Source organism: Mesorhizobium sp. 128a (genome assembly GCF_053848025.1).
The window spans coordinates 336,965-352,697 of the sequence record NZ_JBSPKY010000001.1 but is presented as its reverse complement, the minus strand read 5'-3'; the positions used below and the strand labels follow the sequence as shown (position 1 = coordinate 352,697).

Sequence of the window (15,733 nt, the reverse complement as noted above, 5' to 3'; positions counted from 1 at the left end):
ATCAGAACGAGCGCTGGAAGCGGAGGATGCCGCCGACGTTGCTCTTCTTGGTGGCCTTGGTCCAGTTGTTGAAGTCGGCGTCGCCGAACTTGCCGGCATTAAGGTAATCGACTTCAGCCGTGACCGTAAAGCCGGGCACAACGGTATAGGCAACGTTGGCAGCGATGCCGAGGTTCTTCCAGTCGTCATAAGACACCTGGGCGTTGAATGCGGTCTTTTCGTTGAACTTGTAGGTGCCGCCGCCCCAGATTGCCCAATTGCCGCCCCACTGCTTGTAGAAGCCGCGACCGCTGGCCGGGAAAGCGTAGGTCGTGTCAGTCAGGTTGTCGTCGGTGCCGTAGCCACCCATGACAAAGAGCGTGAACTCCTTGCTGACATTGACGTCCAAACGAACCTTGCCGGCCACTTCCTCGTAGTTGCTGTCATAGGCGACGACGCCCGACACCGAACCCCAGTCGCCCTTGTACTTCAAGCCGCCGACGACATGCGGAACGTAGCTGTCGATAGTGCCTACACCGCTGACACCAGCCGAGCCGGCGCCCGCGCCTTCTTCGAGCGAAATCACTCCGGAGAACCCGTTGCCCACGTCAAAGTAATACTGGACGACGTTGCTTTCCTGCCCGCCGTAGGGGACCAGCGTATCCTGGATGACGGCGCCAGCGTAGTTGGTGAACGTATCGAAGGCCGTGTCGTCCTTACCGACGCGCAGGCCACCGAGCTGGATATAGGCGTAGCGCAGCGAGACGGTGGCGGCATTGCCAGCCGCATTGATGTCGCCTTGAGGTTCGCCATCCGCGCCAACATCAGCCTGACGGTTGCCGAAGTTGAAGCGGGTCTCCGTGAAGGTCTTCAAGGTGCCGAGTTCGGTTTCCTGGCCGGTCCAGGTCCTCAGCGTGAAGCGAGTGTTCTTGCGCCAGGTGTCGTTGCTGTTGCCATCCTCAACGTCGTCGCTGGTCGCACCGTCGAACGAGCCGACGTCGCCGCCGCCGATGTCATAACGGACATAGCCGCCGATGCGCAGGCAGGTTTCGGTACCGGGGATGTAGAAGTAGCCGGCGCCGTAGACGTCGCAGATCTTGACGTATTCGGCCGGTTCCGGCTCGGCGACGACGACCGCGTCGGCGGCGCGTGCCCCCGAAACCGCGATCAGCGCTGCGGCGGAGCCGAGAAGAAGGCTCTTTATGTTCATTTTCTTGAATCTCCAGTCAAAGGTTCAAATTCAGGTCGGACACGGCGCTTGGGCCTGCCGCTTCACCCCATACCGAGAGCCGCGCATCGCGCCGTGCTCTCGCCTTCGACATGGCCTATGCAGCGGCGGCGATCAACAGAGATTGTGTCCCAAAAGCGGCTTTCTGACTCTTCAAAAAGTATTGTTGCGCAATTATCACGTCATATATTTGATAAAGTGGCACAACTGGCACATTCGGTACATAAGAGACGGAGGTATTTGGGAATGTATGGCGAGATATGCCCTTAAAATTCGATTATGACTGTTTTGTGAAATGCATTTAACTGGCCTAATAACGCGAGGCGTGATCAGCCAGTCGTTCCGGATCGAGGCGGTAAATCAGGGCGGCGAAAAATCGCGCGCGGCCGACACGACGTCCTGCACCATGTCCTGCTTGAGCATTTCGATCGGCACGCGGCCGCCAAGTTCCGGTGCGGCGCGGTTCAGCCAGAACCAGGCAAGCCTCGGATTGGCGATCGACGACAGCACCTCGCTTATCCCTGCGGCCGGCCTGCCATCGACGAACTGGGCCAGCGGGAAGACATGCTTGCGGCCGCCCTTGCGTAGCGCAATCACCTCGCCCCGCCTTTGCCAGCGATGCAGCGTCGAGCGTGGGATACGGAAGTTCTCTTCCAGATAGGTCGACCCGGCGACCTCGCCGGCCCAGTCTTCGATCAGCATCGACTGCAGCGACCGCTCTCCGGGTAGGGAAGATGTAGCCTTGTCTGGAGCGGTTGCCGACGCCGTTTTGTCAGCGCCAGTTGCCGCGTTGTTAGGCGCCGTGCCCCGGCACGCGGCCTTGTCCGCCATCGACTGGACGAATTCGGTGGCGAGCGAGCCCCATTCGTCCCTGACGGTATCGATGGCCAGCCGCTGCGTCTGCGAAAGGAAAGTCAGCGCGGCCGCGGCGCTGCCGGCAATGGCGCCGGCTGAAGCCAGCGCCGGCGGGTCCAGAACTATGCCGTGCTGGACCAGTGCCTGCTGGACCGCCTCGGCGACCAGCCCTGCCAAGGCTTCCTGTGAGATCCCGTCCGTCGGATTGTAAAATTGGGTCATGCATCTGTCTTGCTGGCCACGCGCTCCTCCCAGCTTGCGGCCGATTGTTGAACGGCTAAAGCGGAGAGCCCAAAGCGCAATGACGACAGACACAGCGACCGAAACGGTTGCTGTCTTGCATTTTTTGACACCCCAACTGTCTGCGGGGCGTCCCGAATGTCAGTCGCGAGACGCCTCACTGTGCGTGTAGGTCTGCTCTGTGACAAGCGCACGACAGAGACGTCGTTTGGCGCCTCATTCGAGGTGACGCAGCGGGACTACAGTAGCCCGGCCAGTTGGGCCGCGCTGCGCAGGTTCTGCCGCGGCCGTGGCCCGAGCTGCTGGATCACCAGTCCGGCGGCGAGCGAGCCAAGGTCGCCGCAATCCTTCAGGCTGCGGCCGGCCGTATAGCCATAGAGGAAGCCGGCTGCATAGAGGTCGCCGGCGCCGGTCGTGTCGACCAGTTCGCGGATATTCGTCGCCTGGATGGTGACGGTCTCGTCGCCGCGCACGATGACCGAACCTTTTTCGGAGCGGGTGACCGCGGCTATTCTGCAATCCTTGCGGATCGCCTCCAGCGCCTCGTCGAAGGATTTGGTCTGGTAGAGCGACTTGATCTCGTGGCTGTTGGCAAAGACGATGTCGACGGTGCCCGAACGCATCAGCTCGAGGAACTCGTCCCGGTAGCGGTCGACGCAGAACGAATCCGACAACGTCATCGACACTTCGCGTCCGGCCGCGTGTGCGAGCTTCGCGGTCTGTCGGATCGCCTCCTTGGCGCGCGGCGGGTCCCACAGATAGCCTTCGAAATAAGTCACCTTGGCGCCGGATGCCTTGTCGGCCTCGACGTCCTCCGGGCCGAGCTCGACGCAGGCGCCGAGATAGGTGTTCATCGAACGCTCGCCGTCGGGGGTGACGAAGATCATCGAGCGCGCCGTCGGCGGCTGTCCCTGGAGCGGCCTGGTGTCGAAAGCGACGCCCTGGGCATGGATGTCATGGGCATAGATTTCGCCAAGCGGATCGTTCGACACCTTGCCGAAGAAGGCGGCGCGGCCGCCGAAGCTGGCTATGCCCGCCGCCGTGTTGCCGGCGCTGCCGCCCGAGGCCTCGATCGCCGGGCCCATGCGGCTGTAGAGCAGCTCGGCGCGCCTGGTGTCGATGAGGTTCATCGCGCCCTTGATGATGCCGTTGGTCTCGAGAAAAGCGTCGTCGCACTGGGCGATGATGTCGACAATGGCATTGCCGATGCAAAGCACGTCATAATCCGGCATCAATATCTCCGCCCAAAGCATGATGCCGAAAAGTGTGAAGCGGTTTTCGGGCGAACATCATGCTTTATTTCTTAGATTTAGAGCCGGATTCAGATTTCAGGTCGACCAGACCTGAAACCATCCGGCTCTAGGGAACCGAGCCGGCTTCCTGCCGCGCCCGGGCGGGTCTACAGCATCACCCGGAAAAATGGCAAACGATTTCCGCTTTTTGCCGGTGTGGCGGGAGGCGGCGCGGCGCGGGCGTGCGCGGGGCGAGGCTCCATCACAGTTGGACCGTGGCCGAAGCATTTCACCGTCACGTCGCCTACAAGCATGGCCTCAAATCAAGTCCTGGAAGCACCCGCCATGCCCACGAAAATCGACATGACCACCGAACTGGCGCTGCTTGGCCTGCTGGCCGCACTGTGGGGCGCGTCCTATACCTTCATCAAGATCGGCGTCGAGACGATCCCGCCAATAACCTTCATCGCCGCCCGGACCCTTATCGCCGGCGGCATCCTGCTCGCGCTGATCCGCTGGCGCGGCCTCTCCATGCCGAAGGACAGCGCGACCTGGTGGCGGTTCATGGTCCAGGCCTGCCTCAACAGCGTCGTGCCGTTCACGCTGATCGCCGCCGCCGAGCGCTCCATCGATGCCGGCCTGGCCACCATCCTTAACGCGACATCACCGATCTTCACCTTCCTGCTGACCGCGCTCATCACCCGCCACGAGCAGGTGACCGCACGCAAGCTGTTCGGTGTCGGCGCAGGCATAGCCGGCATTTGCCTGATCGTCGGCACCCAGGCGCTTGGCGGTCTCGGCGATCAATTGTGGGCGCAGCTTGCCGTCGTCGCGGCTACGGTCAGCTATGCGGGGGCCGCCATTTTCGGGCGCAACTTCAGAGGTCTCGATCCGATGCTGCCGGCCGCCGGCTCGATGATCTGCGGCGCGGTCATCCTTGTCCCCTTGAGCCTGGTGGTCGACCAGCCGTGGACGCTGGCGCCGTCGACGGCCTCGATCCTGGCCTTGCTGGCGCTGTCTGTGTTTTCGACGGCGCTGGCCTTCTGCATCTTTTTCCGCCTCATCCACACGCTGGGTTCGGTCGGCACCACGTCACAGGCCTATCTGCGCGTGCCGATCGGCGTCGGCATCGGTGCCCTGTTCCTCGGCGAAAGCCTGGGGCCGACGGTATTTTGGGGGATGGGTTTCGTCGTCATCGGCGTTGCGGCAATGACCATCCCCGCCCGCTCGCGGGTGCTGGCGCGCTAGCTGCCTTGCGGCCCGTGCAGTCTCAGCCTATCTCGGAGGTGTCCGTTTCGACCCGAGGCTGGAGGCGCCCGTGATTTTCGACGCTGCGCGCGCCGCCCTGAGCCGTTTGTTCTCTCCCGAATTCCGCGCGGTTTTCCTCAAAACGCTCGGATTGACCGTACTGGTGCTTGTGGCTTTGTGGCTTGCGCTGACAAGTCTTGTCGACTGGCTGGCCTTGCCGTGGCTTCAGGCACTGTTGCCCAGCCTGCCGTCCTGGGCCAGTTGGCTGGGCGGCATCGTCGCGGCCATCGTGCTCGCCTTCGGCATGGCGCTGCTGATCGCGCCGGTGACGGCAATCGTTGCCGGCCTGTTTCTCGACGACATCGCCGAAGTGGTCGAGCGCACCGATTATCCCGCCGACCCACCCGGCCGACCTGTGCCGGCGCTGCAGTCGCTGGCGCTGGCGATAAAATTCTTCGGCGTCGTCGTCCTGGGCAACATCATCGCCTTGCTCCTTCTGCTGGTGCCAGGCGTCAACATCGCCGCCTTCTTCATCGTCAACGGCTACCTGCTAGGGCGCGAATTCTTCGAATTCGCCGCCATGCGCTTTCGGCCCGAGGCCGAGGCCAAGGCGCTGCGCCGCAAATATGCCGGCGCGGTGTTCCTCGGCGGACTGTTGATTGCCGCCTTCCTCGCCGTGCCGCTGCTTAACCTGCTGACGCCGCTCTTTGCCGCCGCCATGATGGTGCACCTGCACAAGGCGATCGGCGCGCGGGAGAGCGCCAGGCGATAGGCCTTTCAACGCAGAAGAAAACCGCGCCCCAATTCGTCGTCCGGTTCGATAGTGAACTCGGCTCGACCGGAATAATAGGCGCGGCCGCCGACACGAGCGATGATCGCATCATGCGGGCCGGCCTTGGTCGTGCGCGCCACCGCGCCGGAGAAGCGCGAGCCGGCGATGCTTTCGAATGTCCGCGTCTGATCCAGAGCGATTTCGCCCTTGGCGCGCATCGCCGCCAGCCGCGCGGTGACGCCGGAGCCGGTGGGCGAACGGTCGACCTCGGCATCGGCAAAGACGCAGACATTTTTCGTCGTCTCGCCGGAAAACGCATCGCGCCCGTCGGTCAGGATGGTGCCGTAAAGGAAAGCAAGATCGGCATGGTCGGGATGCGACAGCGGGAACTCGGCCTTCAGCCGCTCGGTCAGCGCGGTTGCCGCGTCGACGAAATCGCGCACGCGGTTGCGGCCGAACTCCAGGCCGAATTGATGGCAGTCGGCCAGTGCATAGAAGGCGCCGCCATAGGCAACGTCAAAGATAATCCTGCCATATCCCGCCAATTCGATCTGCTGGTCACGGGCAAACAGGAATGCCGGCACGCTCTCGAACGACACGGCGCCGGCCTTGCCGTCCCTGACCTCCACCGAAGCGACGACCAGGCCGCATGGCGCCTCGATGTTGACGGTCGTGATTGGCTCCTGTTTCGCCACCAGCCCTTCGTCGATGGCATAGCGGCCGAGCGCGACGATGGCGTGGCCGCACATCGTCGAATAGCCCTCATTGTGCATGAACAGCACGGCGAGTTCTGCGCCGGGCAGGTCGGGTTCCACCAGCAGCGCGCCATACATGTCGTAGTGGCCGCGCGGCTCGAAGATCAGCAGCTTGCGCAAATGGTCGAGATGGTCGCGCACATAGGCGCGCTTCTCCAGGATCGTGCCCTTGGGGATATCAGGATAACCGGAGGTGACGATCCTCAGCGGCTCGCCGCCGGTGTGCATGTCGACGACGGTGAGCGTCATGCGCCGGGACCCGTTCAGTTTGGGGACTTGGAGAACAGCGCCTGCAGCTTGCCGAACGGCATGGCGGCGCGGGTAAAGCCGAACGTGCCGTCCTGCTGGATCTCGCGCGCCGCTGTTTCCAGCATTCCGAAGGCGAAATTGGTCAGCCACGGCCCCAGCGAAATGCGCTTGACCCCGGCCATGGCGAGATCAGCGATGGTGAAGTCAGGCATTGCCATGATGTTGACCGGCCGGTTCACGGCCGAGCAGACTTTCTGGATCGTCTCGATATCTTTGAGGCCCGGCGCATAGAGCACGTCGGCGCCGGCCTTCTCGAAGGCCTGCAGCCGCTTGATCGTGTCGTCGAGGTCATTCTTGCCCCACAGGAAATTCTCGGCCCGCGCGGTGAAGACGAAATCGTGCTTGAGCGCCCGTGCGGCTTCGGCTGCCGCGGCGACACGCTCGACGGCATGTGAAAAATCGTAGATCGGCTTGTCGGGGTCGCCCGTATGGTCCTCGATCGAGCAGCCGGCGAGCCCCGCCGCCTCGGCCGCAAAAACCGTCTCGGCGGCACTCGTCGCGCTGTCGCCCTTGCCTTTCTCGAGATCGGCCGAGACCGGCAGGCTGGTTGCCGCCGTCACATCGCGGCAATGGTGGATCATCGCCTCGAACGTCACCGCGCCGTCGGGCAGGCCGCGCGAAAAGGCAAAGCCGGCGCTGGTCGTCGCCAGCGCCTTGAAGCCAAAGGATGCCAGAAGCTTGGTCGTGCCGACATCCCATGGATTGGGCATGACGAAGGTCGAGGCGTGCAGGTCGCGAAAGATCTTGCCCTTGTCCATGGTGCTTCCCTTTATGTGCGGAATTGTGCGGCGGATTCTACCGCGCCGCTTTGCGCCGGGCAAACGAATGCGGTTGGCTCAGAAGCGTTTGGCGTTCTCTGCTGCCAATTTGTCCAGCGCGTCGGAATCCTTGACGTAACGCGACGTCTTCCCGTCCCAGTGGTAGGTGACGGAAATGGTCTGCGACGCCGGGGGCGGCGTTGCCTCGTCGCAGCTTTCGCCGTTCGGCACGGTGGCATCGGTGAGCGTCACCTTGATCGCGGCATAAGGCTGGCCGTCAGCGATGGTTTGGAACGCGACATCCTGCGTGCGTTTGTAGGCGCAGAGGTTCTCGTCGAACGTATAGATCATGTCGACCAGTTCGAATTTGTCGTCCCGCACCATGATCATCGGCGTGATCACATAGCCCTGGCTCGAGTTGAAATGCGTGCTCATGGTGATGAGGACGTCATCGTCTGCACCAACGGAAAGCTTGCCCGGGTCGCGAAAATAAGTGCTGCGGTCGACGGCGACGTTGACCGCGTCGAGCAGCGCCGGCTTGGCCGCAATGTCGTAGAGCGCCAGCACCGCATAGCCTTCGGCGCTATCTGGAGAGTCGCCGAGGTCGTAGAGCATCGCCAGCCGGTCCTTGTGGCCGGCCCTGATCTCAGTCACGGCAGCGTTGGACAGGCTCGATGTTTCCGGCGGCGAGCCGCCGCTGTCGGGCCCGTCGATGTGGCGCATCTCGATCGGCAAGCCGCCGTGATAAAAGCCGTCCGCGTTCAACAACAGGTCTGGAATGACCAGTTTTGCCAGGTCGAGATAGGTGACGTTCTTATGGCCGGAGACGGCACTGTCCAGCTCGGGAAAGCTGACAGCCTGCGCGCTTGCCGCCGCCCAAAACCATGGCAGCAGCAGGCAAGCAAGGATCAGTCGAAGCAAATTGGAAGTCATGAAGTAGCGCCCCTCGAAGCGGGTACGCTAGCACGGGCAACGGAACCGCACAGCCGGGTCACCGCGCTGAAATCAGATCAATGGATCGGCACCAAGCCGGCCAGTTCGCGCATGTCGTCGAACAGGACGCCACCGGCGTCGGCCAGGCCATCGCGGTCGGAATAGGGATCGCCATGATAGGAGTAGACACGCATGCCGGCGGCAATGCCTGCCTGTGTTCCAGCGACGCTGTCCTCGATGACGATGCAGTCGGCAGGCGCGAAGCCCATCGTTTTTGCCGCATGCAGGAACAGGTCCGGAAACGGCTTGCCGCGGCTGACCATGGTTGCCGAGAACATTGCATGCTCGAACAGCGGCAGCAGGCCGGTCTGGCCGAGCGTGATGTGCATCTTCGAGATGCGCGCCGACGTGGCGACGCAATAGGCGATGCCGGCCGCGCGCACCATTTCGATGAAGTCGCGGACGTAAGGGATCGCCTCGACGCCGTGCGAAAACAGATCCGGCAGACCTGCGTTCCAGCGATCGACGAAATCGGCGCCAAGCCGGACGTCGGTCGAAGCTTCTATCTCTTTCTGCACCGAAGCCATGCTGCGGCCGGAGAAATGCTTGCGGCAATATTCGAAGGTGGTGGCGAAGCCCGCTGCACTCAACCACTCGGCCAGCCGCCGGTTGGCGAGGTTCTCGGTGTCGACGAGGATCCCGTCGCAGTCGAAGATGACCAGTTTTGGTATGCTCATTCAGGCGGTGCCGGTCGACCCAAACCCGCCCGAGCCGCGCGTCGTTGCGCCGGCCAGGCTGCGCTCCTCGACCGTCGCCTGCGTCACCGTGGCAAACACGATCTGGGCAATGCGCATGCCGCGCGTCACCGCAAAGTCCTCGTCGCCGAGGTTGACCAGCAGCACCTTGACCTCGCCGCGATAGTCGCTGTCGACCGTGCCTGGCGAGTTGAGGACGGTCAGCCCGTGCTTGAAGGCAAGGCCGGAACGTGGCCGCACCTGGCCTTCCATCCCTTCGGGAATTTCCAGGATCAGCCCGGTCGGTACCAGGGCGCGCTTGCCCGGCAGGATCAGCAGCGGCCGGTCATCCGGCACCGCGGCGCGTAAATCCATGCCGGCGGCGCCGGGGCTTTCATAGGCGGGGAGGGGAAGTCCTTCACCATGCGGCAACCTGACAAAGCCGACAGTGGGACCAATGACAGAGGAGGTGTGGAGGGCTGCGCGCATAAAATCGATCCTATCGGCGCGAACCGCGATTCAGTCAACTCGCCCGCCACGCTATCAACGCCTTTCTTTGCGGCGTCACGATGACTAACGCAATTCGACCGGAACGACCGTCGTCTCCTTGATCTCTTCCATGACGAAGGAGGCCGAGACATCCGACAACGCCACCTTGGCTATCAGGCGCTGGTAGAGCCGGTCATAGGCTTTCACATCGGCGACGCGGGCCCTGACGACGTAGTCGAGATCGCCGGACATGCGGTAGACCCCGGTGATCTCGGGAAAGGCGGTTACCGCCGCTCGAAATTTCTGCAGCCAGTCTGGATCGTGGTTGGAGGTGCGGATCAGGATGAATACCGAAAGCCCGAGCCCGAGCTTGTCGGCATCGACCAGCGCCACCCGTCCGGTGATGACGCCGTCCTCCTCCAGCCGCTTGACACGGCGCCAGCAGGCGTTGCGCGACAGCGCGACTCTTTCGGAGAGTTGGTCGACCGACAGCGTGCCGTCGCGTTGCAGCTCTGCCAGCAGTCTCCGGTCAATCTCATCGATTTCTGCCGCCATGTTGGGATGAATGTCCCAAATTTATGCTTCTTGCAAGGACAAATTGAGACCGATGAACCTTCTGCCTGTGGCACGATACTCAATATCGGGGCTTATCCCGGCAGAGGGATCACCATGACGACGCTGTTTTCGAAGCTTTTCACCTCTCACCCGGCCAAGGTGGGCGAGACCTATTTCAGCCATATGGCTTTTGCCGCCTGGTTCTGCTCGCGCCTCTTGATGGCTGCCGGTGCAGCGCTTGTTCACGCTTTCTTGCCGTTTCTCTTCGAAACTACGGCAAGCCGAATCGTTCGCGAACTCTATGAGCGGACGCACAACAGAGGCTCACACGCGGTCAAGCAGCCCCAGGCTCTCGTGGATCGCGCATAACAGACGGTAAAAGCGATGTGCCGATGGGCGGCCTATCTGGGTGAAGCGGTCTTCCTCGAAGACATCGTCACCGCGCCCTGTCACTCGCTGATCGCCCAGAGCCATTGCGCCCAGGAAGCCAAGTCGCCGACCAATGGCGACGGCTTCGGCCTCGCCTGGTATGGCGACCGGCCCGAGCCCGGCCTCTACCGCGACATCTTGCCGGCCTGGTCGGACCCCAATCTGAAGAGCCTGTGCCGGCAGATCAAATCCGGCCTGTTCCTCGCCCATGTCAGGGCATCGACCGGCGGCGCCACCAGCCGCATGAACTGCCATCCCTTCATCTGCGGCAACTGGTCGTTCATGCACAATGGCCAGATCGGCAGCTTTGAAAAAATCCGCCGTGCGCTGGAGAATTCGCTCTCCGACGCCGTCTTCGACCAGCGCGAAGGCACTACCGATTCCGAACTGTTTTTCCTGCTGATGATCGATGAGGGTCTCACCAGTGACCCGCAAGGGGCCGTGTCGCGCGCCACCGCCCGCGTCATCGAGGCATCGCGCCGCGCCGGTTTTGAGCCGGCCTTGAAGCTCACCGCCGCCTTTTCGGATGGGCAGGCGCTTTATGCCGTGCGCTATGCGACCGACGCCCACGCACCGACGCTCTACACCTCGGTTCGCAATGGCGGCCGTTGCATCGTTTCCGAACCCTTCGACCGCGAAGGCGGCGACTGGCAAGCGATCCTTCCAGCGAGTTTTGTTACCATTGCAGGTGACGGGATGAGCATTCGGCCGTTCGTGCCGGCAACTGCGAAGCTGGCGCTGGTTGGATAGGTCATAGTTCATGCCGCGCCAATTTTTAACCGAACCGGTCAGCGCAATTCCGATCAAGCGCTCCCTGTCCTAGAATGCTGAACTCACTTTAAGCCGCGCCTGCCATTGGCGAAGGCGTCGCTGCCGGAGCATTCGTCATGGACCTCGTCTTTTCCTCAACCACTGACCTCGCCGCCGCAATCGCGGCGCGAAAAATCTCCGCTGTCGAAGCGCTTGACGCGCGTCTGGCGCAGATCGATCGGAATAACCAAGCCATCAACGCAGTCATCAATCTCGACCGCGAAGGCGCCCTTGAGCACGCAAAGAAGGCCGACGCGGCGTTGGCGCGCGGCGACGCGCTCGGCCCGCTGCATGGCGTACCTTTCACTTTGAAGGACATGCACGAAACGGCAGGCATGAAGACCACCGTCGGCTTTCCGCCTTTCGCCGACCATGTGGCAAAAGCGGACAGCCCGGTCGTTGCCCGATTGAAAACTGCCGGCGGCATTCTGATCGGCAAGACCAATGTCGCGACCATGCTGGGCGACTGGCAGTCGGACAATCCGCTGTTCGGCCGTACCAGCAATCCGTGGAATCTCTCGCGCACATCGGGCGGCTCCAGCGGTGGCGCCGCGGCGGCGGTGGCGACCGGGATGACGCCGTTCGATGTCGGCACCGACATGCAATCGTCGATCCGCCTGCCTGCCGCTTTCTGCGGCGTCTACGGGCTGAAGCCGACCGAGCACCGTGTGTCGCTGGCTGGCGCCTTTCCCGATCCCGGCGGCGCGGCGCGAAGCGTGCGGCTGATGTCCTGTATCGGGCCGCTGGCGCGGTCCGTGGACGATCTGGCGTTGATCTACAAAATCATCGCCGGCCCGGATGGAGCCGACACGGACCTTGCGCCGGTGCCGGTCGAGACCATGCCGAAGCTCGACCTCAAATCGCTACGCATCGCGGTTGCGCCGTCCTTTACCGGCTTTCCGGTAGCCAGCGAGATCGCTGCCGCCGTCGACACCCTGGCGAAGCAGCTTCAGGCGGCAGGTGCGACCGTTGAGCAGGCAAACCTGCCGACGCTCGATCTGCACGACGATCTGGAGCAGGGCGGCGCGCTGATCGGCATGATGCTGGAGGCCGCGCAGCCAGAGCCGCCTGAGCAGCCGACGCCAGTCTCCCGCTGGTTCGAGGCACTCGCCCGCCGCGACCGCTCCATCCTCGCCTGGGATAGTTTCTTCGAAACCTGCGATGCCTTGCTGTGCCCGGTCGCAATGACCACGGCATTCCTGCATTGCGAACCCGGCACCCCCATCGACGTCGACGGCCAAGAGCAAAACTACTGGATGCTGCCTGCCTATGGTGCGGTCTTCAACTATTCCGGACACCCGGCCCTGACGATACCCTGTGGACCGGACCGCGACGGCCTGCCCATCGGCCTGCAATTGGTCGGCAAGCGCTGGTCGGAGGCACGGCTGCTTGGTATCGCCAAGGCGATCGAACCATTTGCTGGCGGCTTCACGCGTCCGCCGAGCTACTAGCAAAGCGCTCCAGCCCGTACGGCGCCAGCAATGGGTCGCGTTCGCCATCGAGGATCTCGCGGGTGGCGAACAGACCGACCGCAGGCGCCAGCGTGATGCCCGAATGCATGACCGCGATGTAGAGGCCCGCCATGCCTTCGGCGCGGCCGATGATTGGAAAGCCGTCGATCGGCGTCGGCCGGTAGCCGACCGTGTGGAAATCAAGCTCCAGCCCGTCGCCACCGCGCAAGGCTACCTTCGCTGCTGCAAACAAGTCTCTCGCCGTGGCGTCGGGGTTGTCACCGGGATCGCCGCCGGCGAAATCGGAGCCGGCAATAATGCGGCCCTCGGCCGTCTGGCGCATATGCAGCTTCTCGGCATGCACCAGCCCGTTGACCAGCTTTTTGTGTGGTCGCGTGTGGACGATCAGGCCGGGCGGCGTCTCGATCGGCAGTTTGATGCCGGCGGTGGCGGCAATGGCCGGGGCGCCGGTGCCGGCGGCGATCACCACCTCGTCGGCGGCAACCCGTTGGCCGGAAATCTCCACGCCGGAAACCTTGCCGTTGGAATGCACCAGGGCGGTAACGGCTCCGGTCGTGATTTTCGCGCCGTGCCGTTCGGCATCGGCCAGCAGCGCCTTGGCCGCCGCAACCGGTTCGGCCACGCCCTCTTCGGCGACATAAACGGCGAATTCAGGAGGCTCGACGAGGTTGGGCTCGATTTGCGCCGCCCGGTCGCGGCCGACGCGTTCGATGCCGTAGCCCCATGACGAGTGTTCAGCCGCGTAGGCTTCGAGCCGGTCGGCCGGCAGATCAAAGCACAGCCCGCCGCACCAGGCGAGCGGCAGGCCGGACAGCTCGTTTGCCAGCCTTTTCCACTCGGCCATGGCGCGGATGCGCAGCCGGAAATAGATTTCGGGGTTGCCCCAGCTCGCGTTGATCCAGGCAAAGGAATTCGGCGTCGCGACACCACCTGCGCCGCTTTCTGAAACGACGGTGACCCGTGCGCCCGCCTTTGTCAGATGCCAGGCGATAGAAGCGCCGATAATGCCCGCGCCGATGACGATCACTTCTTTCGCACTGCTCATGCCACGACCTCGCTGATGCCGTTCACTGATGCCACTGCAGGTCCGCCACCTCAAGCATGTCCAGCCCGCTGGCCCAAAACCGTCGACAGGCTGGCGATGCGCTGCTAGAAGCCCGCGCCACAGACAGGATTCCATAAATTGGCAGAAGACATCGAACAGGCGGTATCGCGCCGCCGCACCTTCGCGATCATCGCGCACCCCGACGCCGGCAAGACGACGCTCACCGAAAAGCTGCTGCTGTTCGGCGGCGCCATCCAGCTTGCCGGCGAGGTCAAGGCCAAGAAGGACCGTATCCAGACCCGGTCCGACTGGATGAAGATCGAACGCGAGCGCGGCATTTCAGTCGTCACCTCGGTGATGACCTTCGAGTATGAGGACAATGTCTTCAACCTGCTCGACACCCCCGGCCACGAGGATTTCGCCGACGACACCTACCGCACGCTCTCGGCGGTGGATTCGGCCGTCATGGTCATCGACGCCGCCAAGGGCATCGAGCCGCGCACGCTGAAACTGTTCGAAGTCTGCCGGCTGCGCGACATCCCGATCATCACCTTCGTCAACAAGATGGACCGCGAAAGCCGGGATCCCTTCGAGATCCTGGACGAGATCGAGCAGAAGCTGGCGCTGGACACCGCGCCCATCACCTGGCCGATCGGCAGGGGCAAGACCTTTTCCGGCACCTATCACTTGGCGCTGAACGCCGTGCGCAAGGGCGACGCGGAGAAAGACCGTACGCCGGTCAACGGTCCCGATTCCAACCGCGTCGCCGGCCTTTTGCCGGAAAACGAGCGCGAAGCCTTCATCGAAGAGCTGGAACTCGCGCGCGAAGCCTGCCGTCCGCTCGATATCGATTCCTTTCGCGAAGGCCATCTGACGCCGGTCTATTTCGGCTCGGCGCTGCGCAATTTTGGCGTGCGTGACTTGATCGAGGCGCTCGGCGCCTTCGGACCGCCGCCACGCGCGCAGGAGGCCGATGTCAGAAAGGTCGAGGCGACCGAGGAGAAGATGACCTCCTTCGTGTTCAAGATCCAGGCCAACATGGACCCCAACCATCGCGACCGCATCGCTTTCGTGCGCGTCTGTTCGGGCAAGCTCGAGCGCGGCATGAAGGCCAAGCTGGTGCGCACCGGCAAGCCGATGAGCCTGTCGGCGCCGCAGTTCTTCTTTGCCCGCACCCGCGTCACCGCCGACGAGGCCTTTGCCGGCGATGTCGTCGGCATCCCCAATCACGGCACGCTACGCATCGGCGACACGCTGACCGAGGGCGAGGAAATCCTCTTCCGCGGCGTGCCGAATTTCGCCCCGGAGATCCTGCGCCGCGTCCGCCTCGGCGACGCGATGAAGGCCAAGAAACTCAAGGAAGCGCTGCACCAGATGGCCGAGGAAGGGGTCGTGCAGCTGTTTTCGCCGGAAGATGGGTCACCGGCAATCGTCGGTGTGGTCGGCGCCCTGCAGCTCGACGTTTTGAAGGAACGCCTGAACTTCGAATACACGCTGCCGGTCGAATTCGAAATGTCGCGCTTTTCCGTCTGCCGCTGGATCTCGGCCGACGACAAGGCCGAGGTGCAACGCTTCATCGAAGCGCATCGCGGCGACATTGCCCGCGACCTCGACAATGACCCGGTGTTCCTGGCCCAGCACGCCTTCTCGCTGAACTACGAAGCCGAACGCTGGACGGCAATCCGCTTCGCCACGATCAAGGACTATCAGGTCCGCGACAAGGCGGCGTAGGAGCATCCTTCCCCTTCTCCCCTGTGGGAGAAGGTGGCCGCGAAGCGGCCGGATGAGGGGTGTTCCAGCGGAGTGAGGGGTTGGCGTTCCTTGGAACCCCTCATCCGTCTCGGCGCTAACCCGCCGATCCACCTTCTCCTACCAGGGGGAGAAGGAAGA

At 63.2% G+C, this 15,733-nt stretch carries 16 protein-coding genes; 6 read left to right on the top strand and 10 right to left on the bottom strand.

Annotated elements, in window-relative coordinates; all coding sequences use genetic code 11:
* Window position 1: 1 nt before the first annotated feature.
* The 3 genes from ACWTU9_RS01625 to ACWTU9_RS01615 all read right to left on the bottom strand — a co-directional run bounded on the left by ACWTU9_RS01625 (window position 2) and on the right by ACWTU9_RS01615 (window position 3,534).
* Window positions 2–1,189 (bottom strand): porin, encoded by a 1,188-nt coding sequence (locus ACWTU9_RS01625; protein ID WP_454575803.1) that lies wholly within the window; start codon window positions 1,187–1,189, stop codon window positions 2–4.
* Between the two features lie 378 nt (window positions 1,190–1,567).
* Window positions 1,568–2,284, bottom strand: a complete 717-nt coding sequence (locus ACWTU9_RS01620; RefSeq protein WP_455856796.1) for an antitoxin Xre/MbcA/ParS-like domain-containing protein — start codon at window positions 2,282–2,284, stop codon at window positions 1,568–1,570.
* 257 nt (window positions 2,285–2,541) lie between these two features.
* Window positions 2,542–3,534, bottom strand: coding sequence for an adenosine kinase (locus ACWTU9_RS01615; protein WP_455856795.1), 993 nt, complete (start codon window positions 3,532–3,534; stop codon window positions 2,542–2,544).
* A gap of 345 nt (window positions 3,535–3,879) precedes the next feature.
* Between ACWTU9_RS01615 and ACWTU9_RS01610 the strand changes: the two genes are divergently transcribed.
* Together ACWTU9_RS01610 and ACWTU9_RS01605 are read left to right on the top strand one after the other, a co-directional pair.
* Window positions 3,880–4,782 carry a DMT family transporter gene (locus ACWTU9_RS01610; RefSeq protein ID WP_455856794.1) on the top strand — a complete coding sequence of 301 codons (903 nt, stop codon included), beginning with the start codon at window positions 3,880–3,882 and terminating at the stop codon, window positions 4,780–4,782.
* Window positions 4,783–4,852: 70 nt separating this feature from the next.
* Window positions 4,853–5,554, top strand: a complete 702-nt coding sequence (locus ACWTU9_RS01605) for a sulfate transporter family protein (protein WP_455856793.1) — start codon at window positions 4,853–4,855, stop codon at window positions 5,552–5,554.
* Window positions 5,555–5,559: 5 nt separating this feature from the next.
* Here ACWTU9_RS01605 and ACWTU9_RS01600 read toward each other — a convergent pair whose 3' ends face one another.
* The 6 genes from ACWTU9_RS01600 to ACWTU9_RS01575 all read right to left on the bottom strand — a co-directional run bounded on the left by ACWTU9_RS01600 (window position 5,560) and on the right by ACWTU9_RS01575 (window position 10,087).
* A complete protein-coding gene (locus tag ACWTU9_RS01600) occupies window positions 5,560–6,558 on the bottom strand; it encodes a proline racemase family protein (protein WP_455856792.1) in 999 nt (332 codons plus the stop codon).
* A gap of 14 nt (window positions 6,559–6,572) precedes the next feature.
* Window positions 6,573–7,376 (bottom strand): isocitrate lyase/PEP mutase family protein, encoded by an 804-nt coding sequence (locus tag ACWTU9_RS01595; RefSeq protein ID WP_455856791.1) that lies wholly within the window; start codon window positions 7,374–7,376, stop codon window positions 6,573–6,575.
* Between the two features lie 78 nt (window positions 7,377–7,454).
* Window positions 7,455–8,309, bottom strand: a complete 855-nt coding sequence (locus ACWTU9_RS01590) for a hypothetical protein (RefSeq protein ID WP_455856790.1) — start codon at window positions 8,307–8,309, stop codon at window positions 7,455–7,457.
* Between the two features lie 77 nt (window positions 8,310–8,386).
* The gene (locus ACWTU9_RS01585) at window positions 8,387–9,046 is read right to left on the bottom strand and encodes an HAD family hydrolase (RefSeq protein WP_455856789.1); all 660 of its coding nucleotides are present in this window, start codon (window positions 9,044–9,046) and stop codon (window positions 8,387–8,389) included.
* On the bottom strand, window positions 9,047–9,532 hold the full coding sequence (gene dut / locus ACWTU9_RS01580; RefSeq protein ID WP_454587681.1) for a dUTP diphosphatase: 486 nt from the start codon (window positions 9,530–9,532) through the stop codon (window positions 9,047–9,049).
* 84 nt (window positions 9,533–9,616) lie between these two features.
* Window positions 9,617–10,087 carry an Lrp/AsnC family transcriptional regulator gene (locus ACWTU9_RS01575; RefSeq protein WP_455856788.1) on the bottom strand — a complete coding sequence of 157 codons (471 nt, stop codon included), beginning with the start codon at window positions 10,085–10,087 and terminating at the stop codon, window positions 9,617–9,619.
* A gap of 114 nt (window positions 10,088–10,201) precedes the next feature.
* On the opposite strand from ACWTU9_RS01575, the gene ACWTU9_RS01570 reads away from it, so the two are divergent.
* The 3 genes from ACWTU9_RS01570 (at window position 10,202) to ACWTU9_RS01560 (ending at window position 12,777) form a co-directional block, all read left to right on the top strand.
* Window positions 10,202–10,456, top strand: a complete 255-nt coding sequence (locus ACWTU9_RS01570; protein ID WP_455856787.1) for a DUF6356 family protein — start codon at window positions 10,202–10,204, stop codon at window positions 10,454–10,456.
* Between the two features lie 15 nt (window positions 10,457–10,471).
* The gene (locus ACWTU9_RS01565; protein WP_455856786.1) at window positions 10,472–11,266 is read left to right on the top strand and encodes a class II glutamine amidotransferase; all 795 of its coding nucleotides are present in this window, start codon (window positions 10,472–10,474) and stop codon (window positions 11,264–11,266) included.
* Between the two features lie 137 nt (window positions 11,267–11,403).
* Window positions 11,404–12,777 carry an amidase gene (locus tag ACWTU9_RS01560; protein WP_455856785.1) on the top strand — a complete coding sequence of 458 codons (1,374 nt, stop codon included), beginning with the start codon at window positions 11,404–11,406 and terminating at the stop codon, window positions 12,775–12,777.
* Here ACWTU9_RS01560 and ACWTU9_RS01555 read toward each other — a convergent pair.
* Entirely contained in the window at window positions 12,755–13,843 is a 1,089-nt protein-coding gene (locus ACWTU9_RS01555; protein WP_455856784.1) for an NAD(P)/FAD-dependent oxidoreductase, read from the bottom strand. The genes ACWTU9_RS01560 and ACWTU9_RS01555 overlap by 23 nt on opposite strands.
* A 138-nt stretch (window positions 13,844–13,981) precedes the next feature.
* Between ACWTU9_RS01555 and ACWTU9_RS01550 the strand changes: the two genes are divergently transcribed.
* A complete protein-coding gene (locus ACWTU9_RS01550) occupies window positions 13,982–15,574 on the top strand; it encodes a peptide chain release factor 3 (protein WP_455856783.1) in 1,593 nt (530 codons plus the stop codon).
* Window positions 15,575–15,733: the final 159 nt, after the last annotated feature.